This window comes from Faecalibacterium tardum, assembly GCF_040096515.1.
GTDB classification, from domain to species: Bacteria; Bacillota; Clostridia; order Oscillospirales; family Ruminococcaceae; genus Faecalibacterium; species Faecalibacterium tardum.
In genome coordinates, this window is record NZ_JBBMEO010000004.1 from 36300 (window position 1) to 48243 (window position 11944).

At 61.4% G+C, this 11944-nt stretch carries 10 protein-coding genes; 6 read left to right on the plus strand and 4 right to left on the minus strand.

What is annotated here, in order from left to right; all coding sequences use genetic code 11:
* Window positions 1-32: 32 nt before the first annotated feature.
* Together WMO44_RS04840 and WMO44_RS04845 are read left to right on the plus strand one after the other, a co-directional pair.
* A complete protein-coding gene (locus WMO44_RS04840; RefSeq protein ID WP_055185021.1) occupies window positions 33-494 on the plus strand; it encodes an NfeD family protein in 462 nt (153 codons plus the stop codon).
* A gap of 15 nt (window positions 495-509) precedes the next feature.
* Window positions 510-1415 (plus strand): SPFH domain-containing protein, encoded by a 906-nt coding sequence (locus tag WMO44_RS04845; protein ID WP_005923470.1) that lies wholly within the window; start codon window positions 510-512, stop codon window positions 1413-1415.
* A gap of 89 nt (window positions 1416-1504) precedes the next feature.
* Here WMO44_RS04845 and WMO44_RS04850 read toward each other — a convergent pair whose 3' ends face one another.
* The 4 genes from WMO44_RS04850 to WMO44_RS04865 form a co-directional block, all read right to left on the minus strand.
* The gene (locus tag WMO44_RS04850; protein ID WP_349151920.1) at window positions 1505-1903 is read right to left on the minus strand and encodes a hypothetical protein; all 399 of its coding nucleotides are present in this window, start codon (window positions 1901-1903) and stop codon (window positions 1505-1507) included.
* Between the two features lie 25 nt (window positions 1904-1928).
* Window positions 1929-3215 carry a diaminopimelate decarboxylase gene (locus WMO44_RS04855; protein ID WP_349151921.1) on the minus strand — a complete coding sequence of 429 codons (1287 nt, stop codon included), beginning with the start codon at window positions 3213-3215 and terminating at the stop codon, window positions 1929-1931.
* A gap of 84 nt (window positions 3216-3299) precedes the next feature.
* Entirely contained in the window at window positions 3300-5198 is a 1899-nt protein-coding gene (locus WMO44_RS04860) for a polysaccharide biosynthesis protein (RefSeq protein WP_349151922.1), read from the minus strand.
* Window positions 5199-5347: 149 nt separating this feature from the next.
* Complete coding sequence (locus tag WMO44_RS04865) at window positions 5348-6913, minus strand: oligosaccharide flippase family protein (RefSeq protein ID WP_349151923.1); 1566 nt, start codon at window positions 6911-6913, stop codon at window positions 5348-5350.
* Window positions 6914-7122: 209 nt separating this feature from the next.
* Here WMO44_RS04865 and WMO44_RS04870 point away from each other — a divergent pair, with 209 nt between their 5' ends.
* From WMO44_RS04870 to WMO44_RS04885, 4 genes are all read left to right on the plus strand, one after another.
* The gene (locus WMO44_RS04870; RefSeq protein WP_015537868.1) at window positions 7123-7956 is read left to right on the plus strand and encodes an Mrp/NBP35 family ATP-binding protein; all 834 of its coding nucleotides are present in this window, start codon (window positions 7123-7125) and stop codon (window positions 7954-7956) included.
* Window positions 7957-8350: 394 nt separating this feature from the next.
* The gene (gene gdhA, locus WMO44_RS04875) at window positions 8351-9703 is read left to right on the plus strand and encodes an NADP-specific glutamate dehydrogenase (protein WP_249254200.1); all 1353 of its coding nucleotides are present in this window, start codon (window positions 8351-8353) and stop codon (window positions 9701-9703) included.
* Between the two features lie 113 nt (window positions 9704-9816).
* Window positions 9817-11394, plus strand: a complete 1578-nt coding sequence (hcp, locus tag WMO44_RS04880) for a hydroxylamine reductase (RefSeq protein WP_044960262.1) — start codon at window positions 9817-9819, stop codon at window positions 11392-11394.
* A gap of 56 nt (window positions 11395-11450) precedes the next feature.
* Window positions 11451-11735, plus strand: coding sequence for an LPXTG cell wall anchor domain-containing protein (locus WMO44_RS04885; protein ID WP_349151924.1), 285 nt, complete (start codon window positions 11451-11453; stop codon window positions 11733-11735).
* Window positions 11736-11944: the final 209 nt, after the last annotated feature.

The following is an 11944-nucleotide window of genomic DNA, read 5'->3' on the forward strand; positions in this document are numbered from 1 at the left end:
CGTATAATAGCAGCATAAGGAGGTAACATACCATGCAGATCTCCCCTATTCTCTGGCTGGCTGCAGCCGTGGGCTTTCTGGCACTGGAGGCCAGCACCTTTAATATGACCTCCATCTGGTTTGCCATCGGCTCTGCCGCCGCATTACTGTGCTGTGTGTTCACCGGGTCGTTCCGGGTTCAGGCGGTGGTCTTTCTGGTGGTAAGCATCCTGTGCCTTGCAGCCTTCCGCCCGCTGGCGGCAAAGCTGCGGCTCAAACATACCGCCACCAACGGCGACCGCAATCTGGGACGGGAGGCCATCGTGCTCTCCCCTGTCACCGCCGAAGTCCCCGGCCGGGTGCGGCTGGACGGCGTGGACTGGAATGCCCGCTGCGCCACCCCCGGCGACACCCTTGGCCCCGGTGCGCTTTGCCGCGTTACCGAGATCCACAGCACCCTGCTCATCGTAGAGCCTGTTCTGACCGAAAGCCGTAACCCCCACACAACAACCTGACAAAGGAGATGTATTATGGTTCTGTTTTTTGTCATCCTTGCGCTTGTTTTTGTTCTGGTGCTGGTCATTGTTTCCAACATCGTCATCGTGCCGCAGTCCAAGGTATATGTCATTGAGCGGCTGGGCAGCTACTCCGATACATGGACTGCCGGCCTGCACGTCAAGATCCCCTTTATTGAGCGCATTGCCAAAAAGGTAAGCCTGAAGGAGCAGGTGGCAGACTTTCCCCCTCAGCCTGTGATCACCCGCGATAACGTGACTATGCAGATCGACACCGTGGTGTTCTTTCAGGTCATGGACGCAAAGCTGTACACCTACGGTGTCAACCAGCCCATTGCCGCCATCGAGAGCCTTTCCGCCACCACCCTGCGCAACATCATTGGTGAGATGGAGCTGGATCACACCCTGACCAGCCGCGATGTCATCAACGGCAAGATCACCGCCATCCTTGACGAAGCCACCGACAAGTGGGGCATCAAGGTGAACCGCGTGGAGGTGAAGAACATCATCCCGCCGCGGGAAATTCAGGAAGCCATGGAAAAGCAGATGAAGGCTGAGCGCGAGAAGCGCGCCGTCATCCTGAAGGCAGACGGTGAAAAGCAGGCCGCCATTACCGCCGCAGAAGGCGAAAAGGAAGCCGCCATCCTGCGCGCCGATGCTGTGAAGCAGCAGCGCATTCTGGAGGCCGAGGGCGAAGCGCAGGCCATTCTGGCTGTGCAGAAGGCCAACGCCGATGCCATCCGTCTGCTGAACGAGGCCATGCCCAGCGACAAGGTGCTGGCTATCCGCAGCCTTGAAGCGCTGGCAAAGGTTGCCAACGGTAAGGCCACCAAGATCATCATCCCCTCTGAGCTGCAGAATCTGGGCGGCGTTGTGCCCAGCATCAAGGAATTGATGACCGACCCGAAGGACGCCGAATAAGCGCCCGCTTATCCGCAAACAGTAAAACAGCTCCCGGTCACGTCAGCGGCGTGACCGGGAGCTGTTCTTTTGCTATCTATTCAGGGAGATCACTTCTCCCCTTTTTCCTCATTCTGCTGTTCTTCCTGCTCGCGGCGCAGCTCTTTGATGCGCTTTTTCTCGCTCCGGACGTGGGGCCACGGCCAGGAGAAGCCCTCGTTCTGCTTGCACCAGCGGGTAAGGGGGTAGAAGGCAAAGGCCAAGCCAAAAATGTACAACAGGGCGTACAGCAGGGCATCCAGCGTGATCAGGGCATCCAGTGCACCGATCACCGCCACAACACAGCCCGCCTTTAAAAAGAACTGGCCGTTCTGGCGGCAGTATTCCTCAAAGTTTTCGGCCTTGACCGCCCTGCGCCCCTGATCGCCCCACACGCGGGGATTTTTCATCACCGAAAAACCGTAAAAGGCCATCATCAGGCCAAGGGTAAGCTGAAAGCCAAAAAACATGGGTCATACCTCGTTTTTATCAGAATCAGTCCTCAAACAGGGGCTTCATAAAGGGCAAAAAGTCCAGCGTTGCAAAGTAATCCCGCGGGGTCTGGGCGCGGCGGATCAGCCGGTGAGAGCCATCCTCGCACAGCAGCACCTCAGCGCAGTGCAGCTTGCCGTTGTAGTTGTAGCCCATAGCAGAGCCGTGGGCACCGGTATCGTGGATGTAAAGGATATCCCCGATGTCGATCTTGGGCAGCATCCGGTCAACGGCAAACTTGTCGTTATTCTCGCACAGTCCACCCACCACGTCGTACTTGTGGTCGCAGGGCTCGTTCTCCTTGCCCAGCACTGTGATGTGGTGATAAGCACCGTACATGGCGGGGCGCATCAGGTTTGCGGCGCAAGCGTCCAGACCAATGTACTCCTTATAGATGTGCTTTTCGTGGATGACGGTGGACACCAGCGCACCGTAGGGGCCGGTGGTAAAGCGGCCCATCTCGGTGAAGATGGCCACATCGCCCATACCAGCGGGCACAAGGATCTCCTCAAACTTCTGGCGCACGCCCTCGCCGATGGCCATGATGTCGTTCTCGGTCTGCTCCGGGCGGTAAGGGATGCCCACGCCGCCGGACAGGTTGATGTAGCTGATGTGCGCACCGGTAGCCTGCTGCACCCGGACAGCCAGCTGGAACAGGATAGCTGCCAGCTCCGGGTAGTAGGCGTCCGAGATGGTGTTGGAGGCTAAGAAGGCATGGATGCCGAACTGCTTTGCGCCCTTCTTCATCAGCTTTTTGTAGCTGTCAATCATCTGCTGCTCGGTCATACCGTACTTGGCATCGCCGGGCTTGTCCATGACCTGAAAGCCCTCTTCGCTCTCGCCCAGCTGGAAGGTTCCGCCGGGGTTATAGCGGCAGAAGATCTCCTGCGGCACACCGGCCACCCGCTCCAGAAACTCCACCATGGTGGCGTCGTCCAGATTGATGTAGGCGCCCAGCTCGTAGGCCTTCTGCATATCCTCCACAGGGGTCTGGTTGGAGGAGAACATGATGTCGTGGCCGGTAAAGCCGCAGACCTCGCTGAGCATCAGCTCGGTCAGGGAGGAGCAATCCACGCCGCAGCCCTCCTCCTTGAGGATCTGCAGGATGACAGGGTTCGGCAGTGCCTTGACCGCAAAATACTCCTTGAAGCCCTTGTTCCAGCTGAAGGCCTTGTTGATGCGGCGGACATTCTCCCGGATGCCCTTTTCGTCGTAGACGTGGAACGGCGTGGGCACATCCTCGATGATCTGCTGTGCCATCGCCTCGGTCAGAAACGGTTTCTTTTCCATAATAACATCCCTCTCGTTTTGCGCAGCCCGGCATGTTCCGGCCTGCGGTCTATCCCATGCGGCCCAGTGCCGCAGTTCCAGCTGTTATAGTTTCAGGTTCTCCCGGGTGGGGGTAAAGGTGGGGATCATAGCCGCCAGCTGGCGCACCACGCCCTCGTCGTTGTGGGCAGCAGCGGCTTCCAGCGCCTGCAGCTGCTCGTAGAACTCGGCCAGATCAATGGTGCGGGGGCTTGCCACAAAGATCTTGTTGTGCTGGGTGCGGCGCATCTTGTCCTGCTCCTCGTCCATCATCAGCTCTTCGTAAAGCTTTTCACCGGGGCGCAGACCCACGATCTTGATCTCCATATTCACACCCGGCTCGTAGCCGTAAAAGCGGATGAGCTGCTTGGCCAGATCCATAATGCGCACCGGCTCGCCCATATCCAGCACATAGATATTGCCGCTTTCGGCCAGCGCACCCGCCTGCAGCACCAGCTGGGCTGCCTCCGGGATGGTCATAAAGTAGCGCACGATGTTGGGGTCGGTCAGAGTGACCGGCCCGCCCTTTTTGATCTGGGCTTCAAACAGCGGGATAACGCTGCCGTGGCTGCCCAGCACGTTGCCGAACCGCACCGCCACGCACTTCATATCCGTGTTGCCCGCAAAGGTCTGGATGAGCATTTCGCAGATGCGCTTGGTGCAGCCCATGACGCTGGTGGGGTTCACGGCCTTATCGGTGGAAAGCTGCACAAAGCGCTCTACCCCGTGCTCACTGGCGCTGACCAGCAGGTTTTTGGTGCCCAGCACGTTGTTCTTTACCGCCTCGGCAGGGCTTACCTCCATCAGCGGGACGTGCTTATGCGCCGCAGCATGGAACACCACCGTGGGGTGGTAGGTATCAAAAACCTCGTCCAGACGCTTTTTATCCCGGATAGAGCCAATGAGCACCGTGACCGGGATATCGCGGCCGTACTTCTGCTGCAGTTCCATCAGCAGCTCGTAGGCGCAGTTTTCGTAGATATCAAAGATCAGCAGCTTGCCGGGCTTGAAGCGCATGACCTGACGGCACAGCTCGCTGCCGATGGAGCCGCCACCGCCCGTTACCAGCACCGTTTTGCCGGTGAGGTAGCCGGAGATTTTGTCGGTATCCAGCGTGACCTCCTCGCGGGAGAGGAAGTCGGCGGGGTTCAGCTCGCGGAACACCTCCTGCTGGGGTGCACCGCTGCCCACCAGCTGCGGGTCGCTGAGCACCTGCACCGCGCAGTGGGTGCTGACGCACAGGTCGATGACATGGCTCAGCTTGCTGCCCTTTAAGGTAGGGATGGCAATGATGATGCTGTGGATGCCGTAGCGATTGCACAGCTCCGGGATATCCTCCAGCGTGCCCTTGACCGGCACGCCGTGGATGGTCTGGTTCAGCTTTGCGGGGTCATCGTCCACCGCCACCACGGCGTGACCGTATTCCTTGTTGGATTTGCACACGTTGATGGCCCATGCACCGGCTTCGCCCGCGCCTACGATCATCACCGGGCGGTTGGGGTCTTTGGCGGGCACCTTGCGCAGCTGCTCACCCAGCGGGTGGTTCAAAAACAGCCGCCAAGCCAGACGGCTGCCGCCGATAAACAAAAAGATGAGCACCGAGGCCATGCAGTTTGCGGAATTGAACAGCACACCGTGGATAAGGCAGCGGTTCACCACATACACCACGGCGGTGGGCACGACGATCATACCGGCAAGGCGGATCAGATCCCGCTCGCCGGCGTACTTCCACAGCACTGAGTACAGCCCGCCCGCCAGAAAGCAGACGATATACACCGCCACGATCCACGGCAGATTTTCGTACAGCAGGGCGCGGTTGTGGGGCCACCACACGGCCTCCACGGCACCGTCTGCCCGCAGCAGCAGAGCAAAATAAAAGCTGAATGCCACAATGGCTGCATCCATCAGCACCAGCAGCGCACGGCGCAGCAGCACCTGCGGGGTATTCTTGGTTTTATCTTTCACTTACGATCCTCTTTTTTCCTCTCAGCGCCAAGGGTTTGCCCTGCGCTGCTTTTTCGGCAGTGCTCCCCGGCAATATGCCGGAAGGATACAACTACACGTTTGTATTATACTCACAATCCCCGCCTGTGTCCAGAAAAATTACGTTTTTATCACTTTCCCCTGTTTTTCCCGGTCTTTGCCTGCCGCAGCACCGCCCGCAGCTCCTCCCAAAGCCCCAGCGGCAGCGCCGCCAGTAAAAACACGAGGGCCGTCACCGTACCGCCCGCCGTCAGTACGACCAGCTGCCCCGGCAACCCTTGAGCCGGAAAGCCCGCCAGCGCCCGGCGCACACCCCGCCCTGCCGCACCGGCGGCGGCAGCCGCCAGCAGCGGCGCACCCAGCCACCGCCGGAAAGCATGCCCTGTACCGCTGGAAAGCAGCAGCCGCCCGGTGTTGGCTGCGCAGGTGTAAAAACTGGAAAGCAGGATGACTGCCAGAAAGCCCCGCATCCCGTACCGGGGCAGCAGCACCGCCACCCCGCCAATGCGCAGCACAGCGTCCCACACGCTGTACCGGAAGGCAGCTTTCTGCTCCCCGATGCCCTTCATGGCACCGTCCACCATGCTTTCCAGATACATCAGCGGCATAGCCGGGGCAAGGGTCTCCAGATAGAACCCCGCCTCCGGGCTATGGTAGAGCAGCTGCGCCAGCGGCCTGCCCCACACCCAGAACAGCGTACCCGCCAGCGCGGAGAAGTACCCCGTAAGCCGCAGCATCCGGTCCAGCAGCGCGTTCAGCCGGGCGGTCTGCCCCTCGATATGCGCCTGCGTGATTTCCGGCATCAGCAAAACCGCCAGACTGCCCAGCAGCCCGAAGGGGAAATTGAGCAGCGGCAGCGCCATGCCCTTTAAGGTGCCGTACTGCTCCAGCGCAGCGGTGCGCCCACCAGAAGCCCCCAGATACACTGCAAGGCAGGCGGGCACCAGCATATTCTCGGCGGTGTGCAGCGCGCTGGAAAGCGCCCTGCCGCCCTCCACCGGCCATAATATCTCCCACAGCCGCCGGGACACCTCTCTTGGCGGGCACGGCGCTGTGCTGCCGAAGCAGCGTGCCGCCTCCCGCCGGTAAAACAGGCCCATCAGGACGGTGGATACGGCCTCGCTCAGGGCGGTGGCGGCCAGCACCAGCGCACAGCGGCTGCCGTCCGGCCAGCCCTGCGTGCGGGTAAGCGCCCACACCACGGCAGCAATGCGCACCGTCTGCTCTGCCAGCTGGCTGAGCACGTTGGGCTCTACCCGCCGCCGTGCCAGAAAAAAGCCGCGCAGCACCGCAGAGACAGCCATCCACGGCAACCCCAGCGCCGAGGTGCGCAGCGCAGCAGCGGCGCGGATATCCCCCAGCCACCATTTTGCCGCAAGGCCTGCGGTGGCAAGCTGGACAAGCATGGCAAACCCGCCCAACCCCAGCCCTGCCAGCACCAGCCGCACCAGCATCCCGTGCGCAGCGGCCTTGTCCCGGCTGAGCTCCTCGGTCAGCAGCCGGGTAGCCGCCACCGAGATGCCCGCCGTAGCCAGCGTGACGAACAGCCCGTACACCGCCAGCACCAGCTGGTACAGTCCCATACCCGCCCCGCCCAAAGCGTTTGCCAGCCAGATGCGCAGCCCCATGCCTGCCAGCCGCAGCACCACGTCCGAACCGGTAAGCAGCGCCGCATTTTTAAAGTAGTTCTGCCGCACCCTGCACCTCCCCCTGCCCCGGAACGGGCGTTCACGGTTCAGCCTATGCAGCGGCTTTGCAAAACATGAGCGGCACTATGGGTTGTTTCTGCGCACTTTTTATGGTATAGTTAACAGTGGTCAGGCAGGGCGCAAGCTCCCTGCCTGTATTTTGAGCAAGGAGGAAGCGCACCGCCCGGGTCCTGCCCCTGCCGTGCGCGACAAAGAGAATGAGCGAAGAATGTACCCATGACTGCTCCAATTGCAGTGCAGCCTGTTCTTCCCGCGATGCCGCTCCGCAGCACGATGCCCCCAACCCTAACAGCAGTGTGAAAAAGGTCATCGGCGTTGTTTCCGGCAAGGGCGGCGTGGGCAAAAGCATGACCAGCGCCCTGCTGGCCTGTGCCATGGCCCGCCGCGGCTACCACTGCGGCATTCTGGATGCCGATATCACCGGCCCGTCCATCCCCAAGCTGTTCGGCATTCATGGCCGTGCCATGGCGGACGATAAGGGATGCTGGCCTATCCAGAGCCGCATGGGCATTGATGTGATGAGCATCAACCTGCTGGTGGAAAACGAGGAAGACCCCGTTGTGTGGCGCGGCCCGGTCATTGCCGGCGCGGTCAAGCAGTTCTGGACCGATGTGGTCTGGAAGGACGTGGATTTCCTGTTCGTGGATATGCCCCCGGGCACCGGTGATGTGCCCCTGACCGTGTTCCAGAGCCTGCCGGTGGATGGCATCGTTGTGGTGGCAAGCCCGCAGGAGCTGGTAAGCATGATCGTGGCAAAGGCCGTGAACATGGCCGAGATGATGAAGGTGCCCATGCTGGGCATCGTGGAGAACATGAGCTACATCGTCTGCCCGGACTGCGGCAAGCACATCAATGTGTTTGGCAACAGCCATGTGGACGAGGTGGCCGCAAAGCATCATCTGCCTGTGCTGGCCAAGTGCCCCATCGACCCCAAACTGGCAGAGCTTTCCGATGCCGGCATGATCGAGACCTATGGCGGCGAATTCTTGGAAGGTGCCGCAGACGCCTGCGAAAAGCTGCTGAAGAAGTAACTGCATCCCGCCCTGTGCCCGTTGCGACACAGGGCTTTTTGCTTAGATAAGCCCGCCGACGCGCAAAAGGCATTCTTTTCCGCAGGGCTTTGGAGCGGCAGCGCACTTTAAAAAACAAGGTTCGCGGCGCATTCCGGCTTTTAATTTTCGTTTTGTGAAGCAGCTGTGACTTTTTATCTGTTTTTTTAAACAAATTCTGCTTTTTGCTATTGTAAAACCCACCGCAAAGCTTTATAATAATAAAGTAAGCATTGCCCGCCATTGCGGGCGTGCCGTGCAAGCATGGAGAACCGGAAGCGCCCGGCATCTGCAAGGATATCCCCGCTGTGCGGCGGGCAAAGGCATTTCCGCTTTTTCAAATTTATAGAGTAATTGGGAAAAGGAGTATTCTATTATGCTGACGAATGAATACCTGAAGCGTGTTTACGAGGGTCTGGAAAAGCGCAACGCCAACGAGCCCGAGTTTTTGCAGGCTGTGCGCGAGGTGCTGGAGAGCATCCAGCCCGTTGTGGAAAAGCACCCCGAGTACGAGAAGGCCGGTCTGATCGAGCGTCTGGTGGAGCCGGAGCGCATCATCACCTTCCGTGTGCCCTGGGTGGACGATGCCGGTAAGGTGCAGGTGAACCGCGGCTACCGCGTGCAGTTCAACAGCGCCATCGGCCCCTACAAGGGCGGCCTGCGCTTCCATCCCTCTGTCAATCAGGGCATCCTGAAGTTCCTGGGCTTCGAGCAGACCTTCAAGAACAGCCTGACCACCCTGCCCATGGGCGGCGGCAAGGGCGGCTCTGACTTTGACCCCCACGGCAAGAGCGACATGGAAGTGATGCGCTTCTGCCAGAGCTTTATGACCGAGCTGTACCGCCACATCGGCCAGTTCGTGGACTGCCCTGCCGGTGATATCGGCGTGGGCGGCCGTGAGGTTGGCTATCTGTTCGGCCAGTACAAGCGCCTGACCAACAGCTTCCAGGGCGGTATGCTCACCGGCAAGGGCCTGACCTTTGGTGGTTCTCTGGCCCGTACCCAGGCTACCGGCTACGGCCTGTGCTACTTTACCGCTGAGGCCCTGAAGTGCATGCGCAACGACAGCCTCGAGGGCAAGACCGTGGTCATCTCCGGCTCCGGCAACGTGGCCATCTACGCCTGCGAGAAGGCGACCCAGATGGGCGCCAAGGTGGTTACCATGTCCGACTCCAACGGCTACGTCTACGACCCCAACGGCATTGATCTGGCTTACGTCAAGGATCTGAAGGAAGTGCGCCGCGGCCGTATCAAGGAGTACGCCGAGACCCACGAGGGTGTAACCTATGTGGCTGATTGCAGCAAGGTTTGGACTGTCCCCTGCGACATCGCCCTGCCCTGCGCTACCCAGAACGAGATCAACAAGGAGTCTGCCGAGGCTCTGGTAAAGGGCGGCTGCACCGTGGTCTGCGAGGGCGCTAACATGCCCAGCACCCCGGAGGCTATCGAGGTCTACCTGTCCAACGGCATCCTGTACGGACCCGCAAAGGCTTCCAACGCAGGCGGCGTGGCTACCTCCGGTCTGGAGATGAGCCAGAACTCCGAGCGCCTGAGCTGGAGCTTTGAGGAAGTGGATGCCAAGCTGAAGGGCATCATGGAGGGCATCTTCCACGCTTCCTACGACGCTTCTGTGGCTGCCGGTTCTGAGGGCAACCTGATGGTCGGTGCAAACTGCGCCGGCTTCTTGAAGGTTGCTACCGCCATGATGGCACAGGGCATCACCTACTAAGTCATACTGCATCGTCCAAGAGCCGCGCCCGCAGGGGTGCGGCTCTTTTTGGGTATAACCCCGCCCCGCTCTGCCCACACTGGCAGTATCTTATGGCAGAAAGGGAGTTTTGTATGGACGAGCAGATGTTTTGTTTTCAGTGTGAGCAGGCGGCGGGCTGCACCGCCTGCACCGGCGCAGCGGGGGTGTGCGGCAAGTCGGCCGAGACAGCCGCCGCACAGGACCGGCTCACCGGGGCGCTCATCGCATTTGCCGGGCAGCTCATCGCGGCGGGGCGCGGCCCGGCCCCGGAACAGGCCCGGCTGCTGATGCAGGGGCTGTTCACCACCATTACCAACGTGAACTTTGACCCCGCCGCCGTGGACGCGCTGACCCGCCGGGTGCACGACGCCAGCCCCGGCACCGGCCCGGACTACGACATGCAGGCCCTCTGGCGGGAACCGGATGCCGACCGGCGCAGCCTGAAATGCTTTGTGTTGTTCAGCCTGCGGGGCATGGCCGCCTACAACTACCACGCCCGGGTGCTGGGCCGCATCGACCCGGAGCTGGACCGGTTCTTCTGTACCGCCCTGCAGGCCGTGGGCGACCCCGGCCAGACCACAGACGCCCTGTGGCAGCTGGTGCAGGCCACAGGAGAAGCCAGCTACCGCTGCATGGAGCTGCTGGACGCGGCCAACACCGGCGCGTTTGGCGATCCGGAACCGGTGCAGGTGCCCCTGACCATTGAAAAGGGGCCGTTCATCGTGATTTCCGGCCACGACCTCTACGACGCACAGCAGCTGCTGGAACAGACTGCAGGCCGGGGCGTCAACGTCTACACCCACTCGGAGATGCTGCCCGCCCACGGCTACCCGGAGCTGAAGCGCCGCTACCCCCACCTCAAGGGCAACTTTGGCACCGCATGGCAGAACCAGCAGCGGGAGTTCGAGGACATCCCCGCGCCCATCCTGTTCACCACCAACTGCATCATGCCCCTGCGCGCCAGCTACGCCGACCGGGTGTTCACCACCTCGGTGGTGGCTTACCCCGGCGTGCCCCACATCGACGAAGGGCGCGACTTTTCCCCGGTGATCGAAAAGGCGCTGGAGCTGGGCGGCTACGCGCAGGACACCCTGCTGCCCGGCCTGAACGGCGGCTCCACGGTGACCACCGGTTTTGCCCGTACCGCCGTGCTGCAGCACGCGGACGAGATCGTGCAGGCGGTGCGGGACGGTAAGCTGCGGCACTTCTTTCTGGTGGGCGGCTGCGACGGCACCCGGCCCAGCCGCCGCTACTACACCGAGTTTGCCCGCCTTACCCCGCCCGACACCATCCTGCTGACCCTGGCCTGCGGCAAGTTCCGCCTGAACGACCTGCCCCTTGGCACCGTGCCGGGCACCGGCCTGCCCCGCATCCTGGACGTGGGCCAGTGCAACGACGCCTACAGCGCCATCCGCATCGCATTGGCGCTGGCCGACGCCTTTGGCTGCGGCGTCAACGACCTGCCCCTCTCGCTGGTGCTGTGCTGGTTTGAGCAGAAGGCCGTGTGCATCCTCATCGCGCTGCTGGCGCTGGGCATCCGGAACATCCGGCTGGGGCCTACCCTGCCCCCGTTCCTCTCGCCGGGGGTGGTGCGCACCCTGCAGGAACGGTACGGCCTCAAGCCCATTGCCACCCCGGAAGCCGACCTGCAGGCCATTCTGGGCGGGTGAGGTTTCGTTTGGTTATTTTACAACAAACCCGCAACTCAGAATTGGCGGTTCTGCCGGTGGAAGAGATCTCTCTGGCACCGGACCCCGACGCAGACGCCTCCGCCCCGGAAGCCCCGGCTGACTCTGACGACACCAACGGCACCGAAGCTGCCGCCGCATCCGACGCTCCGGCTCAGGCTCCCCACACGGAAGCTCCCGCCGCCGCACAGCCCGCTGTCCCGGCAGTGCCCACCCTGCCCCAGACCGGCACCACCGGCTGGATGGCCGGTGTGCTGGCAAGCCTGGGCTCCCTGCTGCTGGCCTGCGGATGGTTCTTCACCCGCAAATCAAAGCATTCCTGAGTCCTGAGTGTTCCGCATCACTCAGGGCAAATTCCTCCAAACCGCCGTACCCGCGTGCACAACGCCGGGTGCGGCGGTTTTGTTTGTATGCCGCGCACAGCTGCGGGGGCTCGCGGCGTTTCGCACAAGAAGCGGCGCAATGTGTGTAGCATATTTGGTGCAGCTGTCACTTGAAAATTTTTCAGGAATCTGTATAATATCAGGTATCG